This is a genomic window from Pseudomonas sp. Q11 (genome assembly GCF_024494355.1).
GTDB classification, from domain to species: domain Bacteria; phylum Pseudomonadota; class Gammaproteobacteria; order Pseudomonadales; family Pseudomonadaceae; genus Aquipseudomonas; species Aquipseudomonas hefeiensis.
The window spans coordinates 1-14,452 of record NZ_JAKNQY010000043.1; the positions used below are offsets into that span (position 1 = coordinate 1).

The 14,452-nt window shown below is 60.3% G+C and carries 13 protein-coding genes; 9 read left to right on the forward strand and 4 right to left on the reverse strand.

The genetic code is table 11. The annotated features are described in order from the left end of the window. Positions 1 to 143 precede the first annotated feature (143 nt). Complete coding sequence (locus MA884_RS26975; RefSeq protein WP_256233352.1) at positions 144 to 1,637, reverse strand: CoA-acylating methylmalonate-semialdehyde dehydrogenase; 1,494 nt, start codon at positions 1,635 to 1,637, stop codon at positions 144 to 146. Positions 1,638 to 1,709: 72 nt separating this feature from the next. Continuing rightward, positions 1,710 to 3,059, reverse strand: coding sequence for an aspartate aminotransferase family protein (locus MA884_RS26980; RefSeq protein WP_256233353.1), 1,350 nt, complete (start codon positions 3,057 to 3,059; stop codon positions 1,710 to 1,712). Positions 3,060 to 3,181: 122 nt separating this feature from the next. On the opposite strand from MA884_RS26980, the gene MA884_RS26985 reads away from it, so the two are divergent. The 6 genes from MA884_RS26985 (at position 3,182) to MA884_RS27010 (ending at position 9,681) form a co-directional block, all read left to right on the forward strand. Beyond that, the gene (locus MA884_RS26985) at positions 3,182 to 4,102 is read left to right on the forward strand and encodes a LysR family transcriptional regulator (RefSeq protein ID WP_256233354.1); all 921 of its coding nucleotides are present in this window, start codon (positions 3,182 to 3,184) and stop codon (positions 4,100 to 4,102) included. Positions 4,103 to 4,306: 204 nt separating this feature from the next. Further along, positions 4,307 to 4,957 (forward strand): TetR/AcrR family transcriptional regulator, encoded by a 651-nt coding sequence (locus MA884_RS26990; protein WP_256233355.1) that lies wholly within the window; start codon positions 4,307 to 4,309, stop codon positions 4,955 to 4,957. 7 nt (positions 4,958 to 4,964) lie between these two features. Beyond that, the gene (locus MA884_RS26995; RefSeq protein WP_256233356.1) at positions 4,965 to 5,546 is read left to right on the forward strand and encodes a YigZ family protein; all 582 of its coding nucleotides are present in this window, start codon (positions 4,965 to 4,967) and stop codon (positions 5,544 to 5,546) included. A 538-nt stretch (positions 5,547 to 6,084) separates the two neighbouring features. Continuing rightward, positions 6,085 to 7,638: an ABC transporter ATP-binding protein gene (locus MA884_RS27000; RefSeq protein ID WP_256233357.1), complete on the forward strand. Its 1,554-nt coding sequence runs from the start codon at positions 6,085 to 6,087 to the stop codon at positions 7,636 to 7,638. A 10-nt stretch (positions 7,639 to 7,648) separates the two neighbouring features. Further along, positions 7,649 to 8,755, forward strand: coding sequence for an ABC transporter permease (locus MA884_RS27005; protein ID WP_256233358.1), 1,107 nt, complete (start codon positions 7,649 to 7,651; stop codon positions 8,753 to 8,755). Continuing rightward, complete coding sequence (locus MA884_RS27010; protein WP_256233359.1) at positions 8,755 to 9,681, forward strand: ABC transporter permease; 927 nt, start codon at positions 8,755 to 8,757, stop codon at positions 9,679 to 9,681. Before MA884_RS27005 ends, MA884_RS27010 begins: the two co-directional genes overlap by 1 nt. A 96-nt stretch (positions 9,682 to 9,777) precedes the next feature. On the opposite strand, the gene MA884_RS27015 is transcribed toward MA884_RS27010, so the two are convergent. Continuing rightward, positions 9,778 to 10,206 (reverse strand): hypothetical protein, encoded by a 429-nt coding sequence (locus MA884_RS27015; protein WP_256233377.1) that lies wholly within the window; start codon positions 10,204 to 10,206, stop codon positions 9,778 to 9,780. Positions 10,207 to 10,287: 81 nt separating this feature from the next. Between MA884_RS27015 and MA884_RS27020 the strand changes: the two genes are divergently transcribed. The 3 genes from MA884_RS27020 (at position 10,288) to MA884_RS27030 (ending at position 12,955) form a co-directional block, all read left to right on the forward strand. After that, entirely contained in the window at positions 10,288 to 10,638 is a 351-nt protein-coding gene (locus MA884_RS27020; RefSeq protein WP_256233360.1) for a MerR family transcriptional regulator, read from the forward strand. Positions 10,639 to 10,663: 25 nt separating this feature from the next. Next, positions 10,664 to 11,350 carry an SDR family oxidoreductase gene (locus MA884_RS27025; RefSeq protein WP_256233361.1) on the forward strand — a complete coding sequence of 229 codons (687 nt, stop codon included), beginning with the start codon at positions 10,664 to 10,666 and terminating at the stop codon, positions 11,348 to 11,350. 246 nt (positions 11,351 to 11,596) lie between these two features. Continuing rightward, positions 11,597 to 12,955 carry an 8-oxoguanine deaminase gene (locus MA884_RS27030; protein WP_256233362.1) on the forward strand — a complete coding sequence of 453 codons (1,359 nt, stop codon included), beginning with the start codon at positions 11,597 to 11,599 and terminating at the stop codon, positions 12,953 to 12,955. A 147-nt stretch (positions 12,956 to 13,102) separates the two neighbouring features. Here MA884_RS27030 and MA884_RS27035 read toward each other — a convergent pair whose 3' ends face one another. After that, the gene (locus MA884_RS27035; protein ID WP_256233363.1) at positions 13,103 to 14,194 is read right to left on the reverse strand and encodes a calcium:proton antiporter; all 1,092 of its coding nucleotides are present in this window, start codon (positions 14,192 to 14,194) and stop codon (positions 13,103 to 13,105) included. Positions 14,195 to 14,452: the final 258 nt, after the last annotated feature.

Sequence of the window (14,452 nt, forward strand, 5' to 3'; positions counted from 1 at the left end):
TTTCGACTGCGCCGGAAGTGGGGCGAATTATAGACGTCCAGAATTTGCCGTCAACACCTATTTTCACAATTCTGTCACATCAGTCTAAAAGCCCTGCAAACACAGAGGCCGACGCCCAAGGGCGCCGCCTCTTCACCGACCGATTACAAACTGGGGAACGCGAACTGTGAAGCCTCATGGCTGGCACGCTGCGGCCAACGCTGGGTAATCGCCTTGCGACGGGTATAGAAACGCACCCCGTCCGGACCATAGGCGTGCAGGTCGCCGAACAGCGAACGCTTCCAACCGCCAAAGCTGTGATAGGCCACAGGCACCGGCAATGGAACGTTGACGCCCACCATGCCGACTTCGATCTCATCGCAGAACAACCGCGCCGCTTCGCCATCACGGGTGAAGATGCAGGTGCCGTTGCCATACTCGTGATCGTTGATCAGTTGCATCGCCTCTTCCAGGCTGTTGACCCGGACGATGCACAGCACCGGCCCGAAAATTTCTTCCTTATAGATGCTCATCTCGGGTGTCACGCGATCAAACAGGCAGCCGCCCAGGAAGAACCCTTCCTCATGCCCGGCCACGCTTAAACCGCGACCATCGACAATCAACGACGCACCCGCCGATACGCCATCTTCTATATAGCCGCTGACCTTGTCGCGATGCTGTCCGGTCACCAACGGCCCCATGTCCAGCCCGCACGACGTACCCGCGCCGATTTTCAGCGACTGGATCTGCGGCACCAGCTTGGCTACCAGCGCATCCGCTACCTGATCGCCCACACACACCGCCACTGAAATCGCCATGCAGCGTTCGCCGCACGACCCATAGGCCGCGCCCATCAGCGCACTGACGGCGTTATCCAGATCTGCATCCGGCATCAAGACCGCGTGGTTCTTAGCCCCACCCAGTGCCTGAACGCGTTTGCCGCGCCGGGTGCCTTCGGCATAGATGTATTCGGCAATCGGCGTCGAGCCGACAAAACTCAGCGCCTTCACTTCCGGCGCTTCGATCAGTGCATCCACGGCAGCCTTGTCGCCATGCACCACGCTCAAGACGCCCTTGGGCAAACCGGCTTCCAACAACAACTGGGCAATCAGCAGCGTCGAACTCGGGTCACGCTCGGACGGCTTGAGGATGAAGCAGTTGCCACAGACGATCGCCAGCGGGTACATCCACAGCGGGACCATCGCAGGGAAGTTGAATGGCGTGATGCCCGCCACCACGCCCAAGGGCTGGAAGTCTGACCACGCATCGATGTTCGGTCCTACGTTGCGGCTGTATTCGCCCTTCAGAATCTCCGGTGCCGCACAGGCAAATTCGACGTTCTCGATGCCGCGCTTAAGCTCTCCGGCCGCGTCTTCCAGGGTCTTGCCGTGCTCTTCGCTGATCAACTGGGCGATGCGCGACTCGTTCTGCTCCAACAACTGCTTGAACCGGAACATTACCTGCGCTCGTTTGGCCGCCGGTGTGTTGCGCCAGGCAGGGAAGGCCGACTTGGCGGCATCGATAGCCCGCTGGATCGTCGCACGATCAGCCAGTGGCACCTTATGAATCGCCTGGCCGGTTGAAGGGTTGAACACGTCGGCGGTACGAGCGCTGTCGCTCAGCAGTTCGCCATTGATCAAATGCGCAATGAGGCTCATGGGGACTCCAGAATGTTATCCACAGGCGTCCGCTGCCGGACGCCCGTATTGAAAGCTATATGGAAGGATGCGTCAGTCGAGTTTGTTCAGCACTTCACCGACCGCATCGAACAAACGATCCAGATCCTGTGGCTTGCTGTTGAACGTTGGCCCGAATTGCAGAGTGTCGCCGCCGAAACGCACGTAGAACCCGTTTTTCCACAACGCCATGCCTGCCTCGAACGGGCGCACGATCGCGTCGCCATCGCGGGGCGCGATCTGGATTGCCCCGGCCAGGCCATAGTTGCGGATGTCGATGATGTTCTTTGCCCCCTTCAGGCCATGCAAGGCATTCTCGAAATGCGGAGCCACCTCGGCCACGCTTTGCACAAGGTTTTCCTTCTGCAGCAGATCCAGCGCCGTCAAACCTGCCGCGCACGCCACCGGGTGCGCCGAATAGGTGTAGCCATGGGGAAATTCCACCGCGTACTCAGGCGTCGGCTGGTTCATGAACGTCTGGTAGATCTCGGAGCTGGCTATCACCGCGCCCATGGGAATCGCGCCATTGGTGACCTGCTTGGCAACGCACATGAGGTCCGGGGTTACGCCGAAACTATCGGCACCGAACATCGAGCCGGTGCGGCCGAACCCGGTGATGACCTCATCGAACACCAACAGGATGCCGTGCTGGTCGCAGATTTCTCGCAGGCGCTTGAGATAACCTTCAGGCGGTACCAGCACGCCAGCGGAACCGGCCATCGGTTCAACAAACACAGCGGCGATGTTGGAGGCATCGTGCAGCTCGATCAGCTTCAACAGCTCATCGGCCAAGGCGATACCGCCCTCTTTTGGCATGCCGCGGGAATAGGCATTGCTCGCCAGCAAAGTGTGGGGCAAGTGATCGACGTCCATCATTGCCTGGCCGAACAGCTTGCGGTTACCGCTGACGCCGCCAAGGCTGGTGCCGGCGATGTTCACACCATGGTAGCCACGGGCACGGCCGATCATCTTGGTCTTAGTCGCCTGGCCCTTGAGACGCCAGTAGGCGCGGACCATTTTCACTGCGGTATCGGCACACTCGGAACCGGAGTCGGTGAAGAACACATGGTTGAGGTTGCCCGGTGTCAGGTTGGTGATTTTTTCCGCCAGTTGGAACGACAGCGGATGGCCGTACTGGAAGCCCGGCGAGTAGTCGAGGGTACCCAGCTGTTTGGCGACCGCTTCCTGGATTTCCTTGCGGGTGTGCCCGGCGCCACACGTCCACAGGCCCGACAGCGAGTCGTACACCTTGCGCCCTTTGTCATCCACCAGCCAACTGCCTTCGGCGGCGACGATCAGACGTGGATCACGCTGGAAGTTGCGGTTGGCGGTATAAGGCATCCAGTGGGCATCAAGCTTGAGCTGGCTGGCCAGGGAGCCGGCAGCATGTTCGGGCATGTTCATCGACAAAACCTCGCAGGACAGGAGCAACAGGGATCGAAAGACGTTCTTGCAGCTAACTTGCCACGGCGATAAAGTCGGTGAAATCCAACTTTTCTAACCTTCAGTCAGCGGATCACTAAACTATGAGTGCGCGTCGTCCCGATCCGCTGGCCCAGGTCAGCGACTTTGATATTCGTCTGTTGCGCATTTTTCGAAGCGTGGTGGAGTGCGGTGGATTCTCCGCAGCAGAGACGGTGCTTGGGATCGGTCGCTCCGCCATCAGCCAGCAGATGAGCGACCTTGAACAGCGCCTTGGCCTGCGGCTGTGCCAGCGCGGGCGTGCGGGTTTTTCCCTGACGGAGGAAGGCCGCGAGGTCTATCAATCGGCCTTGCAACTATTAAGTGCACTGGAAAGCTTTCGCACCGAGGTCAATGGCCTGCATCAGCACTTGCGCGGCGAGTTGATCATCGGCCTGACCGATAATCTCGTCACCCTGCCCCACATGCGCATCACCCATGCCCTGGCCCAATTGAAGGAACGCGGGCCTGACGTGCAGATTCAGATTCGCATGATCGCTCCCAACGAGGTCGAACAGGGCGTTCTCGACGGTCGATTGCATGTCGGCGTGGTGCCCCAGGCCAGCGCCCTTTCCGGGCTGGAGTATCAACCGCTCTACAGCGAACGCTCGCTGTTGTATTGCGCGGTCGGGCATCCGTTGTTTTATATGGATGACCAACAACTGGACGACGCTCGCCTCGACAGCCAGGATGCCATCGCACCGACCTTCCGCCTGCCGGCCGAGATCCAGGCCCACTACCAGGCACTCAATTGCACCGCCAGTGCATCGGACCGCGAAGGCATGGCGTTCCTGATTCTTACAGGGCGTTACATCGGTTACCTGCCGGATCATTACGCCAGTCTGTGGGTCCAGCAGGGACGGTTGCGCGCCCTCAAGCCCACGGTCCGGTTCTATGATTTGAGCCTGGCGTCAGTCACGCGCAAGGGGCGTCGGCCTCATCTGGTGCTAGAGAGTTTTCTCCAGAGTCTGGCTGCAACTCGCTAACCCTGTGGGAGCGTGCTTGCTCGCGAAGGCGTTGTATCAGTCGACACCTATATTGAATGACCCTCCGCTTTCGCGAGCAAGCCCGCTCCCACAAGATCAGGTGATCGCCATCGAGATGCTTTTAGTGTGATGGCACTTGTCGGATCGCTGCCGGTGCGCTATCAACGCATTTGCTTGCCCCACAGACCCAGCCCGGAAACGCCCATGACCTTTGAAGTCCCTGCCCACGGTGGCAAGCCCACCAGCCGCATTCGTCAAAAAAACGAAGAGACCATTCTCAAGGCTGCCGAAGATGAATTCGCCCGTCACGGGTTCAAGGGCACCAGCATGAATGCCATCGCCTTGAAAGCCGGCCTGCCCAAGGCGAACCTGCATTATTACTTCACCAACAAGCTTGGGTTGTACGTGGCGGTGCTGAGCAACATCATCGAGTTGTGGGACAGCACCTTTAATACCCTCACCGCCGAGGATGATCCGGCCGAAGCCCTGACCCGCTACATACGCGCCAAAATGGAGTTCTCCCGCCGCCAGCCCCAGGCGTCTCGGCTTTTCGCCATGGAAGTGATCAGCGGGGGTGAATGCCTGACTGAATATTTCAACCAGGATTATCGCACCTGGTTCAACGGCCGCGCAGCGGTGTTCAAGGCCTGGATCGATGCCGGCAAGATGGACCCGATCGACCCCGTGCACCTGATCTTTCTATTGTGGGGAAGTACTCAGCATTACGCTGACTTTGCCACCCAGATCTGCCGCGTGACCGGTCGCAGCAAGTTGACCAAGCAGGACATGCTCGATGCTGGCGACAACCTGATCCGCATCATTCTCAAGGGCTGCGGCCTGAAACCAACCTTTTAAGATCCTCATGCCTTTTACCCTCACCGGCTTTTGTGAATACCGCGAAGAGATTCGCAAAAGCCGCTTCATCACCCTCGCCGCCCCTATCACCAGCCCAGCCGATGCCGTGGCCTTTATAGAACAGCACAGCGATCTGAACGCCACGCACAACTGCTGGGCCTGGAAACTCGGCGACCAATACCGCAGCAACGACGACGGCGAACCGGGTGGCACTGCCGGGCGACCGATCCTGGCGGCCATCGAAGCCCAGGCTTGCGATCAAGTCGTGGTGCTGGTGATCCGTTGGTACGGTGGAATCCAGTTGGGCACCGGAGGGCTGGCCCGGGCCTATGGCGGGGGCGCAAACAAATGCCTGCAAAACGCCGAGAAGGTTGAATTGATCAGCCGCGTGGCGCTGCGCTGCACCTGCGGTTTCGCGGAACTGCCCCTGGTGAAACTGCGGGTGGCCGAATGCGGCGGACTGGTGAACGCCGAGAGCTTTACAGCCAATGGCGTGGACTTGCAGGTGGCCGTGGGTGAAGCGAAGATCGAAACATTGCAGAAGCAATTGGCCGACCTGAGCCGCGGACGGATTCTGCTGGCCCGTTGAGAGCGAAGGGGCCTGCGACTTTTCAGGGCAAACGCCATCGTGCGACTTGCCCACATCCACTGTGCACCCGACTGTGGATAACCTGAGTACATTCCGCTGTAACCCTTCTGTCATGCGGCTTTGCGGTCATTGTTCGTTTTTTGATCAAAGCACTGTTTTCTGTACGAATTCGTTAGAAAAACAGATGCTTGCGATGTTTTATCACCTTTAGAAGAAAGCCGGGCGCTGGTTATGCCGGACCTTCAGGCTTGCGCACAATAACTGTGGAACATCCTGTGGATAACCCGTTCATGGCTCACGCCGTCCCATGAAAGGCATGGCTCGCAGCCGCCTGATCATTTTTTAACCACCCGTTTCGGGGCACAAACAACGCCCGGATTACCCTGCTCGCCCCATTGCGGTGCCCGATCAATAGTGCAAGTGGTGGCGTGTATGCCAATCCGACAGCCAAAGCGCGGGGTTCGCCGACATTTCCTGACCTGCTGGCCAGGAAATTGCTTTATCCACAGGCATTCATGTCCATTGACCCGAGCCTGTCATGTCCGACCCCGATTCCATCCCGCGCCTGCAATTGCGCAATATCAGCAAACGCTACCCTGGTTGCCTGGCCAATGACGCCATCGACCTGAGTATCCAGCCCGGCGAGATCCACGCGCTGCTCGGCGAAAACGGCGCGGGCAAAAGCACCCTGATGAAGATTATCTACGGCGTTACCCAAGCTGATTCGGGCGAGGTGATCTGGCAAGGCCAACGGGTCAACCTGCGCAACCCGGCCCAGGCCCGCAGCCTGGGGATCGGTATGGTATTCCAGCATTTCTCGCTGTTTGAAACCCTCACCGTGGCGCAGAACATCGCCCTGGCCATGGGCGCGGCGGCCGGCACTCCGGCGCAACTGGAACCGCGAATCCGCGATGTTTCCCGGCGCTACGGCATGGCGCTGGAGCCGCAGCGGCTGGTCCACAGCTTGTCGATTGGCGAGCGCCAACGGGTGGAGATCATTCGCTGTTTGATGCAGGACATCCGCCTGCTGATTCTCGATGAACCCACCTCGGTGCTGACGCCCCAGGAAGCCGAAGAACTGTTCGTGACCCTTCGACGCCTAGCAAGCGAAGGCTGCAGCATTTTGTTCATCAGCCACAAGTTGGGCGAGGTCCGCGCGTTGTGCCACAGCGCCACTGTATTACGTGGCGGACGGGTGTCAGGGCATTGCACACCGGCGCGGTGCTCGGACCGGGAATTGGCGCAGTTGATGGTCGGCGAAGCGGCCGGGCTGATCGCGGATTATCCCAAGGTCAGCGCAGATAAAGCGTTCCTTGAGATCCAGAAACTGTCATGGCAAAACCCAGACCCGTTCGGTTGCTCGTTACGGGATATAGACCTTGAAGTATGCAGCGGCGAAATCGTCGGTATCGCCGGAGTCGCGGGTAATGGGCAGGACGAGTGGCTGGCATTGCTCAGCGGTGAAACGCAATTGCCCCGCCACAAAGGCGAGACGATCCGGTTCGACGGGCAACCCGTGGCTCATCTGCGACCCGACGCCCGTCGCCGCCTCGGGCTGGCATTTGTCCCCGCCGAACGCCTGGGCCACGGCGCCGTACCGCAATTGAGTCTGGTGGATAACACCCTGCTCAGCGCCTTCCAGCAAGGACTGATCAGTTGCGGCCTGATTCAACGGCGCAAGGTCGAGCACCTGGCCGAAGAGATTATCCGTCGTTTTGGGGTGAAGACACCCGACACCAGAACCCCGGCGCGCAGCCTATCGGGGGGCAACTTGCAGAAATTCATCCTCGGTCGGGAAATCCTCCAACAGCCCAAGCTGCTGGTGGCAGCGCATCCGACCTGGGGCGTGGACGTCGGCGCGGCGGCGACCATCCACAGGGCCCTGATTGCCTTACGCGATGCGGGTGCCGCGATCCTGGTGATCTCCGAAGACCTCGACGAACTGTTCCAGATCAGCGACCGCCTCGGCGCCTTGTGCGGCGGGCGTTTGTCCGCCTTGAGGCCCACCGTCCAAACCCGGCTCAGCGACGTCGGCGGCTGGATGGCCGGCCAGTTCGACGCCCCTCAATCCCCTGATCCCGCGACGGTCTAACGGAGTTTTTATGCTGCTGTCTCTTGAACCCCGCGGCCAACAATCGCGCCTGATGCTCTGGTGCTCGCCACTGCTGGCCGCCGTATTGACCCTGGGTTGTGGTTCGCTGCTGTTCACCGCCCTGGGGCATGATCCGTTGCAAACCTTGTACACCTTGTTGATCGCACCGATCAGCGATCTGTACGGCGTGTCCGAATGGCTGGTCAAGGCCTTGCCGATCCTGCTGTGTGCCCTCGGCCTAGCGGTGGCCTATCAGGCACGAATCTGGAACATTGGCGCCGAAGGACAACTGCTTTTGGGCGCCCTGGCCGGTAGCGCTGTCGCGGTGAACATCATCGAAATGCAAAGCCGTTGGGCTCTGGTGTTGATTCTGCTGACCGGCACCCTGGCCGGTGCAGCCTGGGCCGGGCTCACGGCGTGGCTACGAACGCGCTTCAATGCCAATGAAATCCTGACCAGCATCATGCTCAACTACATCGCGCTGAACCTGCTGCTGTTCTGCGTTCACGGGCCACTGAAAGACCCGGCCGGGTTTAACTTTCCGGAGTCGGCCATGTTCGGCGATGCCAGTCGCCTGCCATTGCTGGTGGAAGACGGGCGGCTTCATGCCGGGTTGTATTTCGCCCTGCTGGCGCTGGTGGCGGTCTGGGTGATGCTGCAGAAAAGTTTTGTCGGGTTTCAAATCAAAGTGTTGGGCCTGGATGCTCGCGCCGCCGGTTTCGCCGGCTTTCGTCAGAAGCCGCTGGTGTGGCTCGCGCTATTGATCAGCGGCGCGCTGGCCGGGCTCGCCGGTGTCTGCGAAGTGACCGGGCCAATCGGCCAACTGGTGCCGCAGGTATCGCCGGGCTACGGCTATGCGGCAATTACCGTGGCGTTCCTCGGGCGTCTGAATCCCATCGGCATTCTGTTCGCCAGCCTGTTGATGGCCTTGTTGTACATCGGCGGCGAAAGCGCGCAGATGTCGCTGAACCTTCCCCAGGCGATCACCCAGTTGTTCCAGGGCATGATGCTGTTTTTCCTGCTGGCCTGCGACGTACTGATCCTGTATCGGCCACGCCTGCACCTGCGCTGGGCCCGGCGCACCCGGACCACCGCCGTACAGGCAGGAGCGCTGTGATGGATATCGACCTGTTGAGCAATATTTTCTACGCCATGATCCGTTGCGGCACACCGTTGCTGCTGGTGGCCCTGGGTGAGCTGATCTGCGAGAAAAGCGGTGTTTTAAACCTGGGCCAGGAAGGCATGATGCTGTTCGGTGCGGTGATCGGTTTTATCGTCGCGTTCAACAGCGGCAACCTGTGGCTGGGCGTGCTGCTGGCAATGGCCGCCGGGATGCTGTTGTCGGCGCTGTTCGCGTTGGTGGCGCTGGTGTTCAACGCCAATCAGGTGGCCACCGGGTTGGCGCTGACGATTTTCGGCGTGGGGCTGTCGAGTTTTGTCGGAGCCGCCTGGGTCGGCAAGCCGCTGGCAGGGTTCGAGCCACTGGCGATTCCCTACTTGAGTGACATCCCGTTGATCGGGCGGATGCTGTTTGCCCAGGATCTGCTGGTGTACCTGTCTTTTGCACTGTTTGCCCTGGTAGCGTGGGTGATTGGGAAAAGTCGCGTCGGGCTGATCATCCAGGCGGTGGGGGAAAATCCCGATGCCGCCAGTGCCATGGGCCTGCCAGTGTTGCGGGTGCGGACCCTGGCGGTGCTGTTCGGCGGCGCCATGGCAGGGCTGGCGGGGGCCTATCTATCGCTGGCCTACACGCCGATGTGGGCCGAGAACATGAGCGCCGGGCGCGGCTGGATCGCCCTGGCGCTGGTGGTGTTCGCCAGTTGGCGAGTCTGGCGCCTGCTGCTGGGCGCCTATCTGTTTGGCCTCGCTAGCATCCTGCATCTGGTGGCCCAGGGGCTGGGGCTGGCGGTTCCATCGAGTCTGCTGGCGATGTTGCCGTATGCCGCAACCATCGTGGTGCTGGTGCTGTTGTCCCGGGATGCAGTGCGTACCCGGCTGTATGCGCCCGTGTCGCTGGGGCAGCCTTGGCAGGCGGGGCATTGAGATAGACCGCGGCGCACCTATCGCCGGCAAGCCTTGCTCCCACAGTTTTTCATGAACTCCACAGACTTTCAGTGTTTTCATGAAGGCCACAGACTTTCAGTGATTTGTGGGAGCAAGGCTTGCCCGCGATGAAGCCCGAACAGGCAACACCTGCATAACGCCCCACAGCAACTCGAAAAATAGGAAAACCCACAACACCGCACTGGCCCCATGAAGCAGTGCATAAAGCTGCCAGGCCGCAAACAGAAACCGCCCCGCCGCGTCATAGCGCCCGTACAGCGGTTGCGGATCACGAATCCGCAGCACCGCCCATACACAGACAATTGAACCCAACAAATTTGCCATCAGCATGTGCACCGACGCGAACGGTGGCAGCTCGCCCGGCAGGTTTAACATTTGGCTGATGCTCACCAACACGCCGTGTACCGCCGCAAAACTCCACGGCGTGGCAAACGCGGCTGTCGCGATCAGGTCGTACCAGGCACTGCCGCGCACCAGTCGGCGGTATTGCATTGAAGTCCACATACGCATTGCTCCAGATAATCGGGGAGCAAAGAAGCTAAAGCCTGGGGTATGCTCCAGGGTCAAGCCCCGCGGAGACTCATCATGCGCATTGGTGAACTGGCCCAGGCCTGTACCGTCAGCCGTGACACGCTGCGTTTCTATGAGAAACGCGGGCTGATCGCGGCACGACGCAGTGCCAATGGCTATCGCGATTACCCCGCCGACATGGTGCAGTTGGTGCTCTACATCAAGACCGCCCAGCGCCTGGGCTTTACCCTCGGCGAGATCGGCAACAGTGTCGCCGCGCTGTGGAACGCACCGGACCCGGACCGCGCCGTGACGCAATTACTGCAAGACAAACTGGACCTGATCGAAACCCGCATGACCGAACTCGACGCGTTGCGTCACGAGCTGAAACAACGGCTCGGGCAACGTTGTCCATTAAATCCGTGACCTTTTTTCATCAAGGATGCCCCTCATGAATTCGGCAAAACACGCATTGATCATTGGCGCCTCCCGAGGCCTGGGCCTTGGCCTGGTGAAGACACTGCTCAGCGATGGCTGGAGCGTGACCGCCACGGTGCGCAACCCGCAGAACGCCGAGGCGTTGAAGGCGCTTGGGCCGGTGCGGATCGAAAAGCTCGACATGGACGACCAGCAAGCTGTCATCGCCCTGAGCCAGCAGCTCAAGGACGAAACCTTCGATCTATTGTTCGTCAACGCCGGCGTCAAAGGCCCTGGCAACCAGAGCCCCGGCGGTGCGACGCTGGCCGAAGTCGGCCAGTTGTTCTTCACCAACGCCGTGGCGCCGATCAACCTGGCCCAGCGTTTCGTCGGCCAGATCCGCGATGGCAGTGGCGTGTTGGCATTCATGAGCTCCGTGCTGGGCAGCGTGACCATGCCTGACGCCCCGGAACTGGCGCTGTACAAGGCGAGCAAGGCTGCGCTCAATTCCATGACCAACAGTTTCGTCAGCCAACTGGGCGAACAGACGCTGACCGTCCTGTCGCTGCACCCGGGCTGGGTGAAGACCGACATGGGTGGCGAAGGCGCGGACATTGATGTCGAGACCAGCACCCGGGGCCTGATTGATCAGGTCAATGCCTTTGCCGGCAAGGGTGGGCATCATTTCGTCAACTACAAGGGTGAGACGATTCCCTGGTAACCCAAACCTTCCCCCTGTGGGAGCGAGCCTGCTCGCGATTGCGGTCTAACATTCACCATGATGTCGACTGACACACCGCTATCGCGAGCAGGCTCGCTCCCACATGGCTCCCGTTCAACTCTGGAAATGTGCCCCGCAACCTGAGTAAACTCCGTACCTCGCCCCTCCAACGGGCGACCCTGGATCAGCAGACAGGGCATCACTGAGCTGGCTAACCTGAACCCACTTTCAGAGGAGCCGGCCACCATGCCTGCGACCCGTACCTGGTTAAAAAATCCCCTCGCCATCTTCACGGCCAACGACCTCGATACCCGCGGTGGTCTTGTCCTGCAAAACGGCGTGATCGTCGAACTGCTGAGCGCCGGCCAACAACCCACGCAGCCCTGTGACATCGTCTTCGACGCCCGCGAGCATGTGATCCTGCCGGGGCTGATCAACACCCATCATCATTTCTACCAGACCCTGACTCGCGCCTGGGCACCGGTGGTGAACCAACCGCTGTTTCCGTGGCTGAAAACCCTCTACCCAGTATGGGCGCGCTTGACGCCGGAAAAACTAGCCCTGGCAAGCAAAGTGGCGCTGGCCGAACTGCTGCTTTCAGGCTGCACCACCGCGGCTGATCACCATTACCTGTTTCCCGAAGGCCTGGAAAATGCCATCGATGTGCAGGTGCAAAGCGTCCGAGAACTGGGCATGCGCGCGATGCTGACTCGCGGTTCCATGAGCCTGGGCGAAGCTGACGGAGGCTTGCCGCCGCAACAGACCGTGCAGCAGGGCCAAGTGATCCTCGAGGACAGCCAGCGGTTGATCAGCCAATACCATGAGCGCGGCGACGGTGCGCACATCCAGATTGCCCTGGCGCCTTGTTCACCGTTTTCGGTCACGCCTGAAATCATGCGTGCCAGCGCCGAGCTGGCGGAGAAACTCGACGTGCGCCTGCACACCCACCTGGCCGAAACCCTCGACGAAGAGGACTTCTGCCTGCAACGCTTCGGCCTGCGCACCGTGGACTATCTGGACAGCGTCGGCTGGCTCGGGCCACGCACCTGGCTGGCCCACGGCATTCATTTCAACGCTGAGGAAATCACCCGCCTCGGTGCCGCCGGCACTGGTATCTGCCATTGCCCAAGTTCCAACATGCGCTTGGCCTCAGGCATTTGCCCAACCCTGGAGCTCACCGCCGCCGGCGCTCCGCTGGGCCTGGGTGTAGATGGCTCGGCATCCAACGATGCCTCGAACATGATCCTGGAAACCCGCCAGGCGTTGTACATCCAGCGCCTGCGCTATGGCGCGCAGGCGATCACCCCGCAGCGAGTGCTGGGCTGGGCAACAAGCGGTTCGGCACAACTGCTGGGGCGCAGCGATATCGGTGAACTGGCGGTGGGCAAGCAGGCTGACCTGGCGCTGTTCAAGCTCGACGAACTGCGCTTCTCCGGCAGCCACGATCCGGTTTCGGCCTTGCTGCTGTGCGGCGCGGACCGGGTGGACCGGGTGATGATCGGTGGGCAGTGGCGGGTCATCGACGGGCAGGTCGAGGGGTTGGACCTGAAGGGGTTGATTGCTGATCATAGCCAGGCGGCGCGGGAATTGATCGCCGGCGCCTGACCGGACGCCATCGCGGGCAAGCCTTGCTCCCACAGGTCTCACGGCAAGGCTGACTTCATAAACACCCACCATTCACTGTGGGAGCAAGGCTGCCGTCATGAACACCCACTATTCACTGTGGGAGCAAGGCTTGCCCGCGATGCTCTTCTAGAGTCCCAGCAAGGACAGCATGATAAACGTCGCAAACAACACAAAATGGGTCATGCCCTCGATGGCATTGGTTTCCCCATCGTTGAGGTTGATGGCGCAGACGATCAAGGTGATGAAGATCATCACCGTCTGTACCGGGGTCATTGCCATCTGGAACGGCTGGCCGGTATAGAGCGCCATCGCTTCCATCACCGGCACCGTGAGGATTACGGTGGACAGCGAAGCCCCCAAGGCGATATTCACCACCGACTGCATGCGGTTTGCCAGCGCCGCGCGCAAGGCGGTGAGGATTTCCGGTGCCGCGGAAATGGCGGCCACCAGAATCGCCGTAACCACCGGCGGCGCCCCTGAACCTTCCAGCCCCAGGTCGATGGCTTTGGACATGACTTCGGCCAAGGCTCCGATCACCACGACGCCAAACACCAGTGCCGCGATGGAGAACGTCAGGCTGATGGGTTTCGGCTGGTTTTCCAGCGGCTCTTTCCGGCGGCGTTTTTCCGGGTAACTGTAGCTGAAAAAGTAACTGTGAGGGCCCACCTGCATGCGCAGGAACAGGGTGTACAGCACGATCATCGCGCCGATGGTGAATGCCGAATAGAGCTTCCAGCTCTCTTGGGGAATGAACTCCGGCACCACCATCGACACGCCCATGGCGGTGAGAATCATCACGCTGTAGGTGCGCGCCGAATCATCGTTGTAAGCCTGCTCGCCATGCTTGATTCCGCCCATCAACGCGGCAAGGCCGAGAATGCCGTTGATGTCGAGCATCACCGCCGAATAAATCGTGTCGCGCACTAGGGTCGGCGAAGCTTCGTTGCTCATCATGATCGCCAGGATCACCACTTCTACCAGCACCGCCGCCAGGGTCAGGATCATAGTGCCGTAAGGATCACCGACCTTTTCCGCCAGCAACTCTGCATGATGGGCGACACGCATGGACGCCGCGACGATAAAGCCGATCAGCACCAACCCGCCGATCAATGCCACGATCTGCCCGCTGCCCAACAGCCAGTGCTCCAGCGGATAGGCGATCACTGCGGCGATCAGCGCCAGCAACAGCAGTTTTTCTTGCTTGATCAAAGTCAGCATCGCGGGCCTATCAACGTGGGCGGTGTCTTGAGCTACTGACTATGGGGGGACGCGAACGTTTCGTTCGGTGTGGTGCACCAGGGGGTGGCGAGCGAGAAGCCGTTGCACCTTTATTGTTCTCAGGGGCCTCATCGCGGGCAAGCCTTGCTCCCACAGGTATTGCAGCGCAATTGTGAGAGCAAGCCTGATGCAACATGGTTTGCCCTTGCACTTGTGAGAGCAAGCTCTGATGCAACATGGTTTGCCCTTGCACTTGTG

Excerpts from the sequence above, each read along its gene's own strand:
- MA884_RS26975 (WP_256233352.1), bottom strand. The coding sequence starts at position 1,637 with ATGAGCCTCATTGCGCATTTGATCAATGGCGAACTGCTGAGCGACAGC.
- MA884_RS26980 (WP_256233353.1), bottom strand. The coding sequence starts at position 3,059 with ATGAACATGCCCGAACATGCTGCCGGCTCCCTGGCCAGCCAGCTCAAG.
- MA884_RS26985 (WP_256233354.1), top strand. The coding sequence starts at position 3,182 with ATGAGTGCGCGTCGTCCCGATCCGCTGGCCCAGGTCAGCGACTTTGAT.
- MA884_RS26990 (WP_256233355.1), top strand. The coding sequence starts at position 4,307 with ATGACCTTTGAAGTCCCTGCCCACGGTGGCAAGCCCACCAGCCGCATT.
- MA884_RS26995 (WP_256233356.1), top strand. The coding sequence starts at position 4,965 with ATGCCTTTTACCCTCACCGGCTTTTGTGAATACCGCGAAGAGATTCGC.
- MA884_RS27000 (WP_256233357.1), top strand. The coding sequence starts at position 6,085 with ATGTCCGACCCCGATTCCATCCCGCGCCTGCAATTGCGCAATATCAGC.
- MA884_RS27005 (WP_256233358.1), top strand. The coding sequence starts at position 7,649 with ATGCTGCTGTCTCTTGAACCCCGCGGCCAACAATCGCGCCTGATGCTC.
- MA884_RS27010 (WP_256233359.1), top strand. The coding sequence starts at position 8,755 with ATGGATATCGACCTGTTGAGCAATATTTTCTACGCCATGATCCGTTGC.
- MA884_RS27015 (WP_256233377.1), bottom strand. The coding sequence starts at position 10,206 with ATGTGGACTTCAATGCAATACCGCCGACTGGTGCGCGGCAGTGCCTGG.
- MA884_RS27020 (WP_256233360.1), top strand. The coding sequence starts at position 10,288 with ATGCGCATTGGTGAACTGGCCCAGGCCTGTACCGTCAGCCGTGACACG.
- MA884_RS27025 (WP_256233361.1), top strand. The coding sequence starts at position 10,664 with ATGAATTCGGCAAAACACGCATTGATCATTGGCGCCTCCCGAGGCCTG.
- MA884_RS27030 (WP_256233362.1), top strand. The coding sequence starts at position 11,597 with ATGCCTGCGACCCGTACCTGGTTAAAAAATCCCCTCGCCATCTTCACG.
- MA884_RS27035 (WP_256233363.1), bottom strand. The coding sequence starts at position 14,194 with ATGCTGACTTTGATCAAGCAAGAAAAACTGCTGTTGCTGGCGCTGATC.